7 protein-coding genes are annotated in these 18,524 nt (G+C 61.1%); 1 reads left to right on the forward strand and 6 read right to left on the reverse strand.

Annotation, left to right across the window (positions count from 1 at the left end):
• Positions 1–2: 2 nt before the first annotated feature.
• The 6 genes from gspD to HUU46_22705 form a co-directional block, all read right to left on the reverse strand.
• Positions 3–2,669, reverse strand: coding sequence for a type II secretion system secretin GspD (gspD, locus tag HUU46_22680; protein NUM56452.1), 2,667 nt, complete (start codon positions 2,667–2,669; stop codon positions 3–5).
• Positions 2,670–2,814: 145 nt separating this feature from the next.
• Positions 2,815–3,747, reverse strand: coding sequence for a PDZ domain-containing protein (locus HUU46_22685; protein ID NUM56453.1), 933 nt, complete (start codon positions 3,745–3,747; stop codon positions 2,815–2,817).
• Positions 3,748–4,300: 553 nt separating this feature from the next.
• On the reverse strand, positions 4,301–6,784 hold the full coding sequence (locus HUU46_22690; GenBank protein ID NUM56454.1) for a hypothetical protein: 2,484 nt from the start codon (positions 6,782–6,784) through the stop codon (positions 4,301–4,303).
• Between the two features lie 111 nt (positions 6,785–6,895).
• A complete protein-coding gene (locus HUU46_22695) occupies positions 6,896–12,085 on the reverse strand; it encodes an IPT/TIG domain-containing protein (protein NUM56455.1) in 5,190 nt (1,729 codons plus the stop codon).
• A 553-nt stretch (positions 12,086–12,638) separates the two neighbouring features.
• Positions 12,639–14,828 carry a transglycosylase SLT domain-containing protein gene (locus tag HUU46_22700; protein ID NUM56456.1) on the reverse strand — a complete coding sequence of 730 codons (2,190 nt, stop codon included), beginning with the start codon at positions 14,826–14,828 and terminating at the stop codon, positions 12,639–12,641.
• A 98-nt stretch (positions 14,829–14,926) separates the two neighbouring features.
• The gene (locus HUU46_22705) at positions 14,927–17,260 is read right to left on the reverse strand and encodes a YfhO family protein (GenBank protein ID NUM56457.1); all 2,334 of its coding nucleotides are present in this window, start codon (positions 17,258–17,260) and stop codon (positions 14,927–14,929) included.
• A 167-nt stretch (positions 17,261–17,427) separates the two neighbouring features.
• Between HUU46_22705 and HUU46_22710 the strand changes: the two genes are divergently transcribed.
• Positions 17,428–18,447 carry a DUF1080 domain-containing protein gene (locus HUU46_22710; protein ID NUM56458.1) on the forward strand — a complete coding sequence of 340 codons (1,020 nt, stop codon included), beginning with the start codon at positions 17,428–17,430 and terminating at the stop codon, positions 18,445–18,447.
• Positions 18,448–18,524: the final 77 nt, after the last annotated feature.

Here is an 18,524-nt window from a genome sequence, read left to right on the forward strand (position 1 = left end):
GCCTACTGCGCTCCCTGTAAGGTGCCGCGCTCCAACGTCGTGGGCGCCGCGTCTTCCGAGATTCCCCGCACTTCTTTCATTGCTGCGTCGGTCGGCCGATACTTGCTGCGCAGCTTGGCCTTCGTCGGCAGCACCTTGATAATCCCGCGCTCGAAGAACAGGTCCGCATTCGCGACGGCGGCCTTGTTCATCTGGGCACTGGTCAACCGGTCGTAGTCGATGCCTTCCTTGACGATGTGCGGCGTAATCAGCACGACCAGATTGCGTTTTGTGCGGTTGTAGTCTTTGCGCCCAAACAATGAACCAATTAACCACAAGTCTCCGAGAATCGGGGTCTGCCGCCGGCTGCGGTCCGTGCCTTCGCTCAGGAGCCCGCCAAGGATACCCGTGGACCCGTCGCGCACAACCGCTTTCGTAATGATGTTCGACTTCGCCAGCGTCACGCCTGTTGCGTTTGGATCGATGCCGACCGTGCTCTGAATCGGGCGCGATACCTCGATGTCGAGATCGAGAAATACGTAGTCGCCCTCACTGATCTGCGGCGTGACTTTCATGATCACGCCAACGTCCTCGCGTTGCGTTGGAGTAAAGATCGTTGCGCCTGTGGTCCCGCCTTGGCCGAGGTTGCGTTCCGAACCCGACGGAATCGGGATGTTCTGGCCGTCCAGCACGTTGGCTTCTTCGTTGTCCACGGTGATAACGCTCGGACGCGACAACACATCCAATGCGGTGAGCGATTCCAGCGCCTGCAACAGGAACGGAACGTTGTTCACTTCCTGCGTGGTGCTGGTGCCGTCTGCGCCGGGAATCTGCAGACTGGTCGTGCCGTCGATGATGCCGAAATTGAGGATGTCCCCGCCTTCGAGCGACGCCAGCGGCCCCTGCGTGAGCACATTGGCGAGATTCACGATGTTGTTCAACGCGAAGTAGTCGTTGTCCGTCAGGCCCGCGGCTTCGATCGCAAGCCGGAACTGGTCGCCAATCCCCACTTCCATAATGATCGCCTCGACCAGCACCTGCCGCGAAGGCTTGTCGATTTGCGCAATGATCGAATCGAGCAGCTTGTAGTCCTGCGGAGACGCGATGATCAGCAGCGCGTTGGTCTGCTCGAACATCGATATCGTGACGTTCTTTTCGAACGGTTGCACGTCCGCGCCGGGACCACCGCCCCCCGAAGCGACCGCACCCGCGCCGCCTCCGGTCGAAGCCGTGCTCACGTTCCGGCCTGTTGCACCGCCCGTCCCGGTCCGTGAGGTGCGCGAACCAAGACTGCCGCCACCGCTGATTAAACTCTGCAGCGCTTCCTGCACCAGTTCCGCGTCGGCGAACTGCAATTCGCGCACGTGCATGTTGTTCGAGTCCGGCGGCGTCGGCGAATCCAGCTTCTCGATCAGATCGCGCACGCGGACCATCAGCGGTTGCGACGCGACGACTATCAGCGCGTTCAACCGTTCGTCCGGCGTGATGCGCAACGTGAGCGCCTGGGTGCCGATGACTTGCTGCGTAGCCGCCGAGCCCGTGCTCGTGCCGGGGCGCGAGGGCCGCACCACGGGCGTGGGTTGCCGCACGACGGGCTGGCCCGGCTGCGGCGCGGCCGCACCACCACCCTGCGTTTCGTCGCCCATCAACACCTGCTGAATCTGCTGCGCCACGACGTCCGCGCGCGTGAATTCGAGCGTGAAGAACTCGACGACTTCGTCGAACCCGGGCTGATCGACTTCCTCGATCAGTTCCATCATCTTGCGAATGCTCGCCTCGGTGCCGTACAGCAGAAGCATGTTCGTGCGTTCGTATACAGTGACCTTGGCTTCTTTCGATCCGACCTCCGTGAGCAGTTGCGAAATCTCGCTCGCGGCCGCGTGCTTCACTTGCACGACCTGAAACAAATACCCTTCGTACCCCGTGGGTGGCTTAACCTCGCCGATGCGCAACTCTTCCTGATCTTTCCCCTCCGTGATGGGCACAATCTTCACGAGATTGCCGTCCGCAGTTTCCACCAATTTGAACTGGAACGTGTTCAGCACGGACTCGAAGATTGGCATGATCATGTCGGGTGGAAGCGGCGCGTGCGTAATCAGCGTGACTTCCTGCGTGCTAATCGTCGGATCGAGCAGAAAGTTCTTGCCCACCATCGGGCCAATCGCGGCGATCACCTCCGTCAACGGCTGCTTGTTGAAGTCGATGAAGAACGGCTCGCGTTCACCCTCTCCCTCCTTGGGGCGATTATCATCTTTCGGCACCGGCGGCGCGGGCGGCGCTTGAGGCAAAACCCCTTTTGCATCGACTGCGGGCGGTTCCATCACCGTTGCGGACGGGTCCGGACGCGTCGGAGATTCGACACGCGGTTGCGGCGGCGAAGTCTCGTCGACGGCGGGTTCGGCGTCCTGCTCCGGCGCGGGGGCGGCAGGTTCCGCCGATTCGAGCGGCGGCGGCGTCTGCCCGACAACCGGCGCGGCCGCTTCCTCGGGGCTTGCCTCGCCTGCGGCGCCGTTCTTATCCGCCTTCTTCTGTTCCTTTTTCTCCGCCTTCTGCTCTTTGCGGTCTTCCTTGCGCTTGTCCTTTTCTTCCTTGGCATGCTCGGCGGAGATCGCATACACCGACTTGCCCGCCTGCTGCGCGAACGAAGGAAAGACCGCAACAGACACGCCAACCGCCAACAACGCGATCATGGTTACCCGCGATCCGCCCGCACAGCATCCACTCTGGGTGGGGCGAGGCTCCGTCCGAGCCGCCCCGCCTCGACACTCAAACTCGCTATCGCCACGGCGCTCGCCGCGACCCCCGAACGCGATATGGTTGCGCATGCTGTGTAACCTATTGCACCTTTACTGTAAGCATCTGCGGTTTGCCGTCGCGCAGCACGCTCAGGCGAATCGTATTCGCGTTTGCGACTTTCTGCGCTATCTCGCCGATTTTCTGTTCGCTGTCGATCGTGATGCCGTTGACTGCCTGAATCACATCGTTGTCCTTCAGGCCGACCTGTTTCGCAATCGGAATGCTGGTGAGGCTTGCGGATGTAATGCCGGTCACGTTCCCTTTCTCGTCTTCCACCAAGGTCGGGTTCAACTGCGCCATGAGGTCGGCGTAATCGTAGCTGTTCAATTCTTCCATCACCGCCGTACGCTCGACGCTGACATGGTTCGCGCTGTCGCCGCCGCCCGCCGCGGCAACCCTCGCGTTGCGCCCGCCGGGCGCCGTGTTTTTCGCCAACGCCGCCATACCGCCGAGCTGATCCATCTGCAACTCTTCTTTCCGGTTCTTCTCCGTGTTGAGCAGAATCACGCGGCGGCGATGGACCTCGAGCAGAACATAGTTTTCCGTGACGGGCCTGCCGAGATAGTACGTCGACGTCTTGTTCGGCGTTGTCGCCGAGGGATTGTCGATGACCGCGGTCGCCAGCGGATCGGTTGGGTACGATGCCACCGTCGCCAGCAGCTTGAACGGCGCCGACGTTTGCACGACAACGTCCGAAACGGGCACAGGCGCGTCGGGCGGCGGCGCGGCCACCGTGCCCGCCGCTCCGAACAACTTGCCGTTCACGATCGCGTCGTATTCGGAACGTGGCCCGACCGACGCAATTTCGATGGTGTCCCCCGCGGCGTCAGCCGACAGGTCGTCCAGCGGGCTGCTGGACACCTGCGCGCCAAACTGCTGCATACACACGAGAAAAATAATGTAGGCAATAACTAGCGCTAATAGGATATTAATGGCCGTCAGGGCTTGCCGTATGAGAAGTCCTTTAACCACTGCGATCTCCCTGTTCCCGCGCCGGCATCGGCCGACCGGCACACCCCTTTCACGGGGTCAAGGCGCGGGGCTGCCACCGTATCGTCCGCGGCGGTGGCCCCAAGTTGGTACGCCGCAAGGCCTTCCAACCTCCAAAACTAACGCTGGCCCGGACCGCGGGGTTGACGGGCAGACCAAGAATGCGGGCCGGAAGTCCGGCTAGATGGCAGTCTACTTGACCCACGCTACCATTGCAACGGTTTCGGCCCGCGTACACCGAATATGGAGCGGCGTGTGGCTACTGACACCAGATATGGCCAGCGCCACCAAGGCATTGCACGATCCACGCTACGGACGTTCTACCCCAACCGAGATCGGGGCGCGGAACATGACGGCCTGCTGGTCCCCTCGTCCTTTGGGTCCCTTCCGTCCCGTGGGTCCTTTTGGTCCTTTGCGTCCTCTCACTCCGCAAGGAATGACCAACGTGAGCGGACAGGCGAGCGATAGGTCGGTGGATTTGTCGCCCCAGCCTGGACCGCCACGCGCGCGTCCCGCCTCGTCGCGTCTGGGAAACCTACTTCGCGGGCTGCGAAGCGGAAATGGTGAGCTTTTCCTGCTGCTTGTTGACGTTGCGGAGATATTTTACAAAGTCGTCAAGCTTCACGAGCGTGCGGTGCTCGAAATCGATCTTCATCGGGCCTTTGGTATTGGCCAACTCGACGCCGTCCGGCGCCTTGTCCTGGTTCATCTTCGCGATTTCGCGTTCGAGCCGCGTATGGCCCGGCATCGACGTCGCGAAGAGGTACTTCTCCCCCGTCCTGGGATGCGGCGCGATGAGGAATTTCCCGGCGACACCGCCGTACACCGTGTATCCGCTCTTCAACGCGTCCAGAAACACCAACACTTCCTCGCCGACCGTAAACGTCGGCAACTGGGGCGACGTCCGGCCAATCGCGCCGACGCGCCCCGTCGGAAGTTGTAGGTGTACCACTCCGCCGGAATTCTGCGTGCCCTTAATCGTCTCGTCGACTTCGATTGCGATGTCGGTAATAATCTTGGTGTTGTTGTTAATCCACCGGCTCTCGATTTCCGTAACTGTTCCGGTGAGTACATCGTCGGCGTTTGCGAGATAATCGGAAAGTTCCAAGGGTGCGAACCGCGCATCCGCCGCAAACGAAGCCAGCACGATTGCGAGAACCGCGGTACCCGCCGTCATCGCACGCGCGCGCAACGGTTGGCGCCGTACGCGCACGCCGACGAGCAGCAACACGGTTGTCACGAGAAGCCACTCCGCGTTAACAATGATCCACCGCGCCGGCGCAACCAACGCCCGCGCAATGTCCGCAATCGTCTCATGCTCGAGCAGGAACTGCGCGACCGCCGGACCCATGCGATAGTACGCGTCCGTAATCGCTACGCCGAGGCCGCTGCCCAGCAGCGTGTCGTCGCGGAACCCGCGTAGTGCGGCAAGGTTTTCCTTTCCAAAACCGCCACCGTCGTCTTCTTCTCCCGTATCGCCACCGCCCGTGTCTCCACCGGTGTCGCCACCGCCTGTATCACCACCGGTGTCGCCGCCGTCATCCACAGGGGGGCCAATAATTACATTGAGGGGGCATGTCTGGTTGGCGTCACCAAACATTGGACGTCCAGTGGCGAGAAGCACATCGAGCGTCTTGCCTGTATCCTGGCTCACAATCTTTCGCGTAATAAGGTCGAAGATTAGCGGGGTGCCCTGGTTTGTGTTGGATAGTCCAAACAGGTTTCCGTTCTCGTTAAAGACTTCGGCGGGGAATAATGTGTCGTACGTAATCGCGCCCGCGCCGGGAGTGCCCTGGTTAAACCCCCCGTGCGTGGAATCGTAAGTCGGTCGCGCGTCGCCACCGAACAGTATCGGCAAGAATTCGCTGCACGTCACTACGTACGACGCGGTGAAAGTCTGCTCGTTAATCGTTTCTAATTCCTTAAACAGACCTTTGAGCTTGAAGTGTCCCCGGAAACTCGTATCTACTCCGCTATAGTACAAACCTGTCAAGGTGTCAAACATGGGAACGCGCGCGGTCCCCGGATTGTTGTCGGCATCGGACCAAGCGCGTATCCACGCCCCCGCGATGGGTTGCGACACCTGATTAGCTCCCGCGTTGGTGCGTGCGCGCTGGTTGAGATCGAAAAAGATATCCAAATTAGATCGCGGATAGACGAACGTTACCCCGGCGATGTCCGTCGGGGCTAGGTCCTGAGAGGAATCGACGAAGTTATTGCCGCCATCGTCGTAATTGAAGAAGTCGTTAAACATACTGGACGTGACGCCGCGCAATCCGATTGTCCCGTCAAAATTGCGGATGGCAACGACTCGGTTTTCGATTTGGACCCCGGCAACCTCGGACGCTTCTTCATCAATGTTCGTCAGCGGGCTCCACCCAAGGCTCAAGTAGCCCCCCGCACCAAGTACGGCAGTGCCTTTCAATGTCCCGCTCTGGGCGGCTTCCAAGACCCGACCCTGCGCAGCGTATGCGGAGTCAATGTCAATCATCTGTCCGCCTGTAACCGGTACGGTCGTGTCGCCAATCGTTATAAAAGTGTCTTCAAAGGAATTCGCAATTAGATTGATGGCAAACGACCCACCAATGATACTTCCACCTTGTTCCACCACATCGTTGTCCGATTCGAAGACAACGACATTAAACGCATCGATCGACGCGAGATCGCCGGTCAGTTCGACAGGGTCCGTTATATTCTGACCCCGGCGAAACGCGGCGTACGCCGTGGATACCAGTTCCCATTCGGTAAAACCCGCTTCAACTTTCGCCGCTTCCGTCGCATCGAAGCCGTCTTCGCCATTTCCGATTTCAAAATTTAGTTCAAGGCCCTCGTCGGCGGTTACATCGCCGTCGCCGTTGGTATCGAAGGCGCTCAGCGGCCACTTGATGATGACGAGCTGGCCGTTCTGAATCGTGCTGAAGAACCCGAATGGATAGAACGCCCAGGCGCTTGGGATCGCCAATGTAAGGAGGGCTACGGTGAGTAGAAGCCGCGTGGCGCATCGTGTTGTCGTGCTCACCAGAAGAATTCCTTTCTCGTTAGCCGGAGGGTTTCCACCCCGCTGAACCGCGCGGGCCGGCGCCGGGGTAGGCCCCGGCGCCGTCAGCACGCGCGACGATCAGTCAACTTTCTATCGCGATGGCGACACGGCGCCCGCGCGCTTCTTCCGCGCGCGCGACGCGACGACCCCACCAATCGTCAAGACGAGCAACATCGCCGACAAGACCGGCGACTCGAGTACCCATGCTACCGGAGTCAGCACGATACGCACAACGTACGCGAGCGCCGGGTACTCGGCAACCGTATCCGCCATGGCCGGGCTCAACGTGTAGTACGCCTCGACCATCGCCGTGCCCGGCGCGGTCTTCAGCAGCACCTCGTCGCGGAAGGAACGGAACGTATCGAGGTGCGACTCGAACGGCGACCCGTATGCGGCTGTCGCGATGAAGCAACCGCCGAGCGGTAATCCACCGCCGCCGCCGAACCCGCCGCCACCACCGCCGCCAGTCGGCGAGTTGATGTAGTTAAATCCGTTCGCTTTCACGGCCAGCAGACCGTTGCTGTTCCTGACCTGAACGTCCAACAGCCCCGTAAACGGCAATCCGCCCGTCGGGAAACCGACGACGATGGTCGTGCTCGTCGGCGTGCCCTGAATCGGCATGATTACGCCCTCGAACGTCACCGTCGGGTCGTCGAAGTTCGTGCCCGTAATCGTAACCGGGAAGTCGTTCTTCGTGCCTTGATCCGGGTCGATCGACGTGATCGTCGGTCCAGTGCCGCCACCCGGACCCGGCACGATCGTAAAGTCATTGAATCGGTCAAAGTCGCCGTTCGCCGGGTTCTCCACGCGCAACGACACGTTCCCGTCACCGTCCGTATCGAGCATCGATCCGCCCGGGATGATCGCGGTGATCGACGTGTTCGACGACGAGACGATTGTCAACGCGATGTCATCCAGCGTGGCCGTTGGCGACGCGCCGAAGTTCTGGCCCGTGATGAGCAGCGTCAGTCCGTCGCCGACAACTTCCTCCGGCAAGGTATCCGGGGACACCTCCGTGATGATGAGGTCGTCCGGCTGCGAAACCTCGTCAACCGTCGTGATGGTTCGCGTCTGGGTCTGTTTGTTGATCGACGAGCGTACCCACTCGAACCCGCTGTTGTCCTCTTCCGGGAACTGCTTGTAGTACGGGTTCGTCGTGAAGATCGTGATCAACCCGACCGCGCGCGCGCCCCACGGGAACTCGCTGAACACGTCGAACTCGCCCGCGCGCGACGCAGGGGGCGGCGGGAACGTGTCCGGGTCCGGTTCAGTCGGCGTATTCGGGCCCCACGAGGCGATACCCACGCCGAAATCGTCACCCAACGTGATGCCATCCGACGTGCGAATCACGATGAAGAAGTCCGGCCCGTTATTCGGATCGTCATTGCCGGTACCGAACGTGTCCGGAATCCATTGGCGGTACCGCGTCTGGTTCGTCATGTTAATCGGGATGTCGTCCGTTCCCGGCGTCGAGAAAACCATCATGAGCTGGGTCAACGGTTCGCCGGCCTGACCGATCTGGAACGGCGCATAGTCCAACTGCACCGGCAAGTCGCCTTCGTCGAATACGCCGTTTTCGTTGGACGCGTTGTTGTCGTTGTCTCGGTAAATCGCGAGGCCGCTGATCTCCGGGTCGATGTCCATCGGCGCGAAGTCATCGAGGAAATTGAATTCGCCGTCGTTGTCGCGGTCGTACAATTCGACAATGACCTGCTCGAGGAAGGTCGGGTCTCGTACAATCTTCCACGCGCCGTTCGTAGGCGTGCCGCTGGCGTTCGCCGGCGCATCGAGATTTAGCCGGTTCGACGTGTTAGAAATGATGCGCCACTGCGTGAAGCTGCTGTCGATCAGGAACAAACCGGCAAACGCGCCGCCCGTCCAACCGGCGCCGGGCACGTTGAACTGCGCCGCCCCGCCGCTGCCGCTCGCGCCTTCCGCCGCGATACCGTCCGTGCCGCGGTTCGTGCTCAGATCGAGCCCGAGGACCGCAACCGCGCCGCTCTCGGGCGTAATCGTCTGGCCGGTACCCGTCAGGTCGACAATATCGCCCGCAACGTTCGCTTCGACCATGTCGAACCCGAACGGCTCCGGACCGTAGTAGGGGTAAACGCCTTCCTCGGGATGGCTCTTGCTATACACATCGAGGCTGATCGGTGTTTGCGGTAACAACTGCAAACCCGCCGGCTGCTCGTTCACGCTGCGCTCCGGAAGCCTCGACGGCACCAGGCAGCGGAACTGCTCAAACCGCGTGATCAAGTTCGACGTGCGAACTACGACAAACAAATCGTCACCGGAGTTGCCCGCGGGACCAAACGCTTTCTCATCGGTCCTGCCCAAGGTCGCGTCGAGCGACTCCTGCTCGGTTACCTGCACCGGTATCTTCGCAAAGTAGTCCGTGCCGGTTGGCGAGGGTACGCGTGCCGCGTCTGCCTTGGACGTGTCGGACTCGTCGCCTCCCGTAATATCGCTCTCGGGAACTGCACGGACTGCGGACGCGTTATTCTCTACTTGTTCGCTGGCGTTCTGCGACTTTCCGCCGCCACCGCCGCCGCCGGTACCGGGATCGACGGGGAAGAACCCGCCTTCTTCATCGCGTGCCGGCAAGCGCCACGGTGTGCGCGGACGCAGCCGAAGGACCCACGCGCGGTCGTCATCGTCTACAACGCCGTCGCCGTTCAAGTCGTCGGCGACATTATCGCCATTGAGGTCAATGAGTTCCGGATTGTTTCGCCACGCGAGGTTTGTCAGCGGCACCGGTGTATCGACCGATAACTCGGTCACGACGCCGAAGTTGCCGCCAAAAATACCGTTCTGGCCAAAATATGGCGTCGGTGTTTGGGTTGACTCCGTATCCGGAACGCCGTCTTCAACAAGCAACACACCCGAACTACTGGACGTACCGCCCGGGTCGAGCGGCAAGAGATCGACGCGCGGATCGAAATCCGGGCCCCAGAAGGCAACCGTCAACTGCTGCAGTTGTATCGGCGAAAACTGGTTCACGATCGGGTCGTCAGCGCCGACGATGTTGACACCGATCATTGCCGTGGCGCGGCTGTTCGAGTCGATATGCTGCTTCAAGTACCGGCCCTCGCGGAATGCAAGGTCCCAATTCGCTTCCATGGGGAATTCGTCCGGCCCCAAGGTCGCAGGCCATTCGAGATAGTCCGGGAGTTCTGGCGCGGCGGGCGGCGTCGGGAAGAAGGCCGAACGCGGCCCAAACGGCGGCAGGTCGTTGTCCGGTTGGAAGAATGGTACCGTCTCATATGGATATTGGAAGTTGGTAAAGAAGTGCTCGTCGCTTCCCGGCACGAACGTAAGCCAGCCGACTACGCCGACAGAATGAGAGTCCTGGAATTGAGATGCCGTCAGACCAAATGGATCCAGCCACGAAGCGAATCCTGAAATGAACCCGAAGTTAGCAAGGCCGAGAATGTCAAAAAAGTTGCTGTCACCGTAGTTAGTGTTGGTCAGCTTGCCAAAAAGATTATTCGTTTCGTAGTTGATCACCAGATCGTGAATCTCTACGGTTGTCTTTGCCGGCTTTGCATTCGTCCTGTTGAGCGTACGTTCCGGCCAGAACGGTTCCGGTGTAACGTCATCTTCCTGAACCCATAGCGAACTCTCCTGCCATGCATTGCCTATATACACCCCTTCCGCAATGAGACTGTCAAACGGGATTTGCGTCTGAACGAAAATACCGCCGTCTTCCTGGCCGCTGTTTGGATTGAACCGGCGCGGCTCGATAAATGCGCGAAAATCCGCGCCGTATGTGAGCCCCACACCGTCGCCCGGAAGCGCCGAAGCATCCTGATAGCCGGAATCCGGCCGAACGACAACAAAATAATCCGGTACGAAGCTTGAAGGATACACAACCGTCTCGTTGTCGGGGACCGGATCGAGATAACCAGTCGGGGTCTGATCGATACGACGCCGACCGTTGTCGCTGAACCGTAAGCGGATTTTCCACCACGGGTCACCGCCGCCTGGCGGGAAGGGAACGTATTCCCAGCGAGCGACACCAGGGTTAATATCGTCGGGGTTCTCTCCGAGGTTAAAGCCCTCAGGGAGCATTGGATGGTCGGTGAGTGTCACGCCGCCCGTACCACCCTGCGGCACAGGCACGTCAAACATGCCATTATTGTTCGTATCGAAGTACACCCATGCTCCGTTGAATGCGAAGTCTCGTCCAACCGCGTCGTCAAGGTGCGCTTCCAAGGGAAACGCGTTTGCGTTCGTGAATGATTCAAGTCCTTGCGTCGGATTGAAGCCGCCATTTCCTGGAGGCCCATTCGGATCCGCTCCAATATCGGTGAGGATGATATTAACTTCTTTTACCGCGGCATCGACCGTTACATCGTCCGGCGACGGGAACTTCGGTGGCAACTCTGGTTGGGCCGCTCCATGCAGGTCTATTCCAATCACCTCTCGCCAGTTGTCTAATGGCACTAGTTTTCGTAACTCGAGAAACTCTCCCGTGACAAAGTCGAATGTGGCCCCTCCAACATCGAAACGGGGCCGGCTGTACTCGCCCAGGGGTGTGTACATGAACCGCGGGTTTGCCCACGCGTTCTTGTAGCGGAGGTCTCCACCGTTATTGAAGTTCACGACGGGTCCGCTGGTGACATCCCACACTGCGAAACTTGAGCTGTAAGCTGTCCCCGGATCCAACACATCGTCGGGGTAGGTATCCAACGGTGCGCCCTGATCGTTAATCGCGATGTCACCTTGCGGCGTCACCATAAAGGCGCAGATCCAGGCATATGCCAAGCTAATATGATTGCGCCATGTCGCCGACGTGCGCACCGCGACAATGTAGTTCTGTCCCTCGTCGCAACAAATGTTGTCGATCGCAAAATCCTCTAGATCGAGGTCGTAAACGAGCGCAGTCGGGTCCGAGTCGATAGTGATTCCGGTCCCCAATACAACGCCCTGTGCATCGAACCGGCAGTCAATACCCGGAAATGGTCGCCCCGCTCCAGTTCGCCCTTGAACAATAGAGTCCTGGTAGTTCAGTGTGCCGCGTTCGTCAACTGGTCCGCCTTCGCGGAAAATCGCAAACTCGAGAATGTCCGACTCTCGCAGTTCTCCGCCGACAACCGTGTAGGCGCGATCACCGCCGTTGGGGTCGTCCTTCACCAAGAATCCCAAATTCGACAAATTACGCGGCTGCAAACCGTTCATATTGAAAAGGAACAGCGGCTGCCAGTCGTTCAATGGAAGTAACCCGCTTCCGTCCGCCAACAAATCCTCCACGGCGAACGCAGCCGCTTCTGTTTGCACAACGAAATTTCGAGGGCCAGGGTCGCAATCCTGCGCGTGCGCCAGCGGCGATAAGACTGTTGCGAGGATTGAGAGAACCGCGCTTGCCACGCAGCAAAGGCCGCTCGTTCGGAGTCCGTAAAACTTACCCAAGAGAGAACCCTCCAACCGCTGTCGCTTCGCACTCTTCAGGGTAGACCCCGAAAAGACACGACCTGCGCGCGTAATGGTGTACGGTCTGAGCAAACCCCGCCTTACCCGTAGGCCGTATGCCGCGGATCAAATTTCAGCACCCTCGCTTTGGACACAACACGTACGTCCGAAGGATCGCCCCCACTCCCGTGAAGATAACCCTACGCAACAAGATTACAACCCCGTAGTATGCTTGTCACAACCTCTTATATCATAGAAGATATGGGGTGTCAACAAACATGGGTTGCGCAATTCCTACCGTAGCAGAAGGTTAAGTATATCTTTGCCTATTCGCAGGCTTGCACTATTGCTAATATCTGTCAACTTATAACCGCTCGCCAGTTCCACGGCGCTGAGCACTCCTTCGTCACCGCTGACCCACCTACTCCGCAAGCCCTGCCGCCATTTCAACGTATCCCCCTTGCGCAACCCGATTTCGCGCCGGATAAATCGAATGGTAGGCCGCGTAGTTGCCCAAGACTTTCTTGACAAAGTCCCGCGTTTCGTCGAACGGTATCGCCTCGATGAACTCGTCCAGATGGCCGGCGTCGAACTGTGCCCGCCATTTCGAGACATTCCCCGGGCCGGCGTTGTACGACGCGATGGCGTAGACGGTGTTTCCGCCATTTTTTCCAAGAATGTACCGGTAGTAATAGCCCCCAACGCGCAGCGAACTGGCCGGCTTGTCCAGGTTTTCCAAGTGCCCCGGGCCGATGGCCGTCTCGGTTTTCGCTATCCACGCCGCGGTGCTCGGCATGAGTTGCATGACCCCCGTCGCGCCCGCGTGCGATTCGACCCGCGCCTGGAACAGGCTCTCCTGCCGAGCGATAGCCAGCAACAGCAATGGGTCGGAACCGGTCTCGCGCGCCGTCGATTGGACCGCGGTCCAGTAGGCGCGCGGATACAACGCCGGCAGCGCCTCGGCCGTCGGTCGGTCGTCTTTCAACCCCCACTTCGTACGTTCGATGATGTGGTCGACCGTTGCGGCGAGGCCGGCATCCGAGATCGCCGCGAGGTACGCGCCCGCGCGTTTCGATTCGAGTACGGCGGGCGCGTGCGCCAGCACCTCCCACTCCGCCTCCTCGTACCCGTGCGACGCGAAGAACCGCATACGCTCAATCCATTTGTCGGACAACTGCTGCGCGGCGTCTTGCATGCCCTCGACTGCGATGGGCCGCAGATAGTTCCCGATACCCGGCGCGGCAATCGCCGTGGACGCCCCGGCACGGGCCTGGTCCATCTCGGCAAGACACTGGTTCGCGCGGTGCGCGTAGAAATTGCCGATGCCACCGAGCGCCACGGCCCGCTCGAAATGCGATACCGCACGCGCCCGGTCTTCCTGCGCCAGCAGGATCACCGCACTGCCGTATGCCGCCGCAGACGCATAGGCACTGTCGGGATGCTGTTCGATAATCCGTGTCAACGGCGCGAATGCGGCCTGCGCGTCGCCCTTCTCGCGCAAGATTGTCGCCACGCGATACAGCGCGTCGCTGGCCCGCTCGTGGTTCGGGCAAACGGCGACAAGCCGCTGCAACGCTGCAAGCGCGGCGTCAATCTCCGCCGGCTCGTCGTCCCGGTCGAGGTGCTGGCGCGCCAACCACCACAAGGCGTCACCCGTTTCCTTCGTGTTCGGCAACTGGCCCGCCATCAAGTCAAACAGCGTCGTGGCCGTCTCGCGGTACGACTGCCGCCGCGCCACGGCTTCGGCCGGTTCCTTCTTTGGCTTGGGTTCCGGTTCCCGGCCCGCCGTGAAATAGCTGCGCGCGGCATACATCAGCGCGAGCCGGCCGGATGCCGAGTCCGAGTGCGATTTGGCGACGGACAGCAACGCCGTCCTTCCGGCGTCTTTGTCGGGCGCCATGGCGAGTTTGAGTCGCGCGCGCAAATAGTCGATCTCGGTGGCGTGCGCCGCGCGTCCCGCACCCAACGCCGCCTCGAGCGCATCGAGCGTCTTGATTCCGCTCGCCCATTCGCCCGCGTTGACGAATACGTCGGCCGCGTCCAACCGCTGGCGCGGGGCCGGCGAGTTTGCGAGCCGGTTCGCCGCTTCAAGCCGCTGCGATCGCGTCCGCGCCTCGCCCAGCATCCGCGCGAACAGCGCGAACCCCTGCGTTCGGCTTTCGGGATTGGTCGATGCGATAAGACTGTCGCCATACACGCGCTCGTATGGGTCCAACCATTTGGGGCTGATCGGCGTGTTGACGATCGGTTCAAGCAGTCGAACGGCCTCGGCGCTCCCGCCCTGCTCGTATAACAAGTAGGCCAATTCCGCGCGCGCGAAAAGCGAAACGGCATGCTCGGCGGGCCCGTCCGCTATCGCACGCAAACGCTCGATGGCGCCCGCGGCGTCGCCCCCACGCGCGCGGCACACGGCCGCCCGGACTCGCGCGTACTCCGCCAACTCGGGATCGGCCTTCGCGCATTGCTCGAACCCGGCAATCGCGTCCGCGTACCGTGCCCCACGTTCGGCGTCGCGCGCGGCAACGTACGGCGCGCCGCCGGGATACGAATCCGCCCGCGCCATTGCGCTCAGCGAAACCATCAGGGAACAGATGATGAAGATTCGCGGCATCGGGCGGTTCACTCCAGACGGGGGCCAAAACGCGGGAGAATCGTAACAGTCGAGATTGATTCGATCAAAGCCGAACGCGATTGGAACGAGTCGTCCGGTTATGCCGGCCTTGCGAGAGTGCGCACGCTCGGTAGCAGTGCTGCGAGTAGCACCAAACCGGACATGCAGTAACCGATGTACACACTCCACGGCCGGTACGTGAACACGATCTCGTGGGCGCCTTCGGGCGTTGCGACGCCGCGAAAAATCCCATTCACCTTCAGTATTGGCGTCCGCACGCCGTCGATGGACGCGCCCCATCCCGGATCGTAGCTGTCGCACAACACGGTCACCCCCGCGCGCGGCGCGTCCACGCGCACCACCACGCGTTCCGGCGAGACGTCTTCAATGCTGCACGTAGCGCTCGGCGGAGAGGCCGATTGCGTCCCCTCGACCGCGCCGGACTGATTCGCGAGTTTTTCGATGCCCTTCGACTGTGCGTCCACCACGCAAGATTGCGCGGGGTCGAATTCGGGACTCATCAATGTGTCTATCGTCGAAGGCATCCCCACTTCGACCCGTGCGCGAGGCACCCAATACGCGCGCGGTAGCGCATCGTCCAGCACGAACATCCGCACGCCACCCACCGGCGTCACCTCGCGAACGTTGGATCCGCCGTCCTCCCAGCTTCCTTCATACATCGGCCCCTGTGGCGCGGCCACGACCAACCGCGCGGCCATGTAGCGCAACAACCGCGAACCCGGCGACCGCGGCGTTAACGCAGAGTCTGGGCTGCGGTCACGCCGCGGTTCCTCCCCGGTGAGACGCGCCCACCAATCGGCCTGATCGCGCGTGAACGGAATGCCCGACCCGCCTACTGCATTGACGGATGCGAGCATTCCGACGTTGGCGGTAAGGCCGCGATCGAGGTTACGAGCGGAGGGGACAATGCGTCCCCCGAGCGACTGGTCGCGTGCCGACGAGAGCGCAAGTGCGTAGGTCTGGTAGCAGGCGGGTGCATCCTGCCGCGGATGGGTGTAGATGGTCCGGCCCGCGTTTATCGCGTCAATCAGCAAGGTCGCGCACAATAGCGTATAGCACGCGGGCAGCAGCACGCGCGCGCGAAAAAGCGCAAACACGAGTACGACCGGCACGATCGGGACCAGGTAGCGGCGGACGTCCGCGCCAAACGCAACGAACATCGCCGCGCACGCTAACAGCACGACGAGCACGGGAAGCCAAATCGTTTGCGATCGAAACGACGTCTTCGCGATCAGAACACGGTCCGCGCCAATCGACGCGAGCAGAGCAACGCCGATGACGAAAGGCAGCAGCAGCGCGAGTACGGGAAATTGAAGCGGCGGACGCCACGCAAAAAACGCCGCGGCAAGTATCCCACCCGCGGCGAGCAACGCATACAACACGACGTCGCGACGCCGGTGGCGGTGGAAGATCGACACAGGCACAAACACGAGCGGAACTATGCCTACGTAGGCGGCCCGCGGCTGGCCCTCCGGCGTGCTCAGGATAATATGCGCGAAGAACTCTCCGAGACTGGCGGGCATCTGTGCGGGCGTGTGCGGCCCCCATATCCACGCGGGCGAATCGTCGAGCCGCAGTGCATGCGCCAGCGTGGGGACCCACTGCGCGGCGGACACACCGGCAGCGACGCCGAGTATCACGAACAGGCCGCGGGCCCGTTTCGCGAACTCCGCGCTGCCGCGCTCGACCACAACCAGCGACTGCACCGTGTACAGCGCAGCCATCGCTCCCACGACCAGCGCAATCGCGTAACTGCCGGTCAGTATCAGCAGTGCGCCGGTCATTCCCGCAATCACCGCCGCCGCCGTATCGAACCGATGGGCGTATTCGCGCACGGCCCACAACAGCAGCGGCGTCCACACCAGCGCCGCCGCGAGCGGTGGACGCGACATCGCGGCAGCGGAGAATCCGGAGAACGCATAGACCATCCCGCCGAGCATCGCCGCGAGATAACCCACGCCGACGGCACGCGCCAGCAGCGTAAAGAAAAGCCCCATCAGCAACAGACACGTGAACGCGTGGACGGCCATCGCCTGTTCGGTCGGCAGAAAAAGGAACGGCAAGTTGAGAGGCTGAAGGACGCCTACGCGCGCGTCCGCGAGGAGCGGCGTGCCACATAGTTGGCGCGGGTTCCACAGCGGAAAGGAACCGTCCCGCAACCGGCCGAACGCATAATGGTACGTTGGGTAGAAGTAGTGGTACAGGTCGGCGTTCTCATACGCCTCGGTGACCGCTCCCGCCCGCGCCTGCGTCTCGTTCCAAAACGCCGGCGCCAGTATGATAAACAGCACCGCAATCGCGAACAGCGGCAATGCGCCGTACCGATACGTCGGCGCGATCGCCAACTCAATATTGTCGGACGATCGGGTCCACTTCACGAACGCGGCGCCCCGCAATTCCGCGCCCGGCATCGAGTGGAATCGCTGTTCACGGCATGTCTTTCGCGTGGTGTTCCGGCATCGTTAACGTCATCGCACTCATCGTAACACCGCGCTGGCGCGCAACCCAAGCCGCTCCGGCGATCTTGATTCGCTTCACACCGGCGAGGATACTACTGCCTATTGGGCGCGGGGAGTTAATGACCATGAATCTGCTACGACAATTGGCAATCGGCAGTACTATCTCGTTTTCCATCGCGGTGTGCGCGTTCGCGGGCCCCGAAGCGCCCTATCTCGGGCGCTGGGCCTTGACAATCCCCGGCGGCGGCGCGGGCTGGCTTGGCGTCACCAACGAACGCGGTTTTCTCGAAGCCGATATTCTCTGGGGTGGCGGCAGCGTCGTGCCCACGGAAAGCGTCTACGTTGACGGCGATGCGCTGATCGTCACGCGGCACAACGAGGTCGAGCGCAAGGACGCCGCGGGCAACGTGATCGCGAAACAGACGTTTACGAAGACCATTCGTGTCATCGTCTCGGGCGACACCGCGGCGTGTTCGATCACCGAACCGAACACCAACGGCGTCGGCACGTCCACGAGCGAATTCTCCGGCAAACGGATTCCCGATCTCCCCGCCGCGCCGGACCTATCGAAAGTCAAATACGGTAAGCCGATCACCCTGTTCAATGGCAAAGACCTGAACGGCTGGAAGCTGACCAACGACAAACAGGAAAACGGCTGGAGCGCCAAAGACGGCATCCTTGTAAACAATCCCGTGAACGAGGAAGGCAAACCCCACAAACCGTGGGGCAACCTCCGCACCGAACAGGAATTCGAGGACTTCAATTTCAAGTGCGAAGTGCTCGTCGGCGAAAAAGGCAATAGCGGCATCTACCTGCGCGGCATCTACGAGGTGCAGGTCGAAGACAGCTATGGCGAGGAACTCGACGCGCACAATATGGGCGCCATTTACAGCCGCATCGCGCCGACCGTCGCCGCCGAGAAGCCTGCGGGACAGTGGCAGACCTACGACATCACGCTCTGCGAACGCCACGTGACCGTTGTCTTGAACGGCAAGACAATCATCGACAATCAGCCGTTGCTCGGCTGCACCGGCGGCGCGCTTTCGTCGGACGAATTCAAACCGGGGCCTATCTACCTACAGGGCGATCACACCGGTATTTCCTATCGAAACATCGTGCTCACGCCGATCGTGAAGTAGGCAGTTTTCGATTTCCATAGGTCCTATGAGGTCTATACTGAGACTGGGTACCGCGCGCTGCTCGCGCGACTGAATTG

This window comes from Candidatus Hydrogenedentota bacterium, assembly GCA_013359265.1.
Classification (GTDB): domain Bacteria; phylum Hydrogenedentota; class Hydrogenedentia; order Hydrogenedentales; family SLHB01; genus JABWCD01.

Bases quoted from the DNA above. Each gene is read 5' to 3' on its own strand.
- gspD (NUM56452.1), bottom strand. From the start codon at position 2,669: ATGATCGCGTTGTTGGCGGTTGGCGTGTCTGTTGCGGTCTTTCCTTCG.
- HUU46_22700 (NUM56456.1), bottom strand. From the start codon at position 14,828: ATGCCGCGAATCTTCATCATCTGTTCCCTGATGGTTTCGCTGAGCGCA.
- HUU46_22705 (NUM56457.1), bottom strand. From the start codon at position 17,260: ATGCCGGGCGCGGAATTGCGGGGCGCCGCGTTCGTGAAGTGGACCCGA.
- HUU46_22710 (NUM56458.1), top strand. From the start codon at position 17,428: ATGACCATGAATCTGCTACGACAATTGGCAATCGGCAGTACTATCTCG.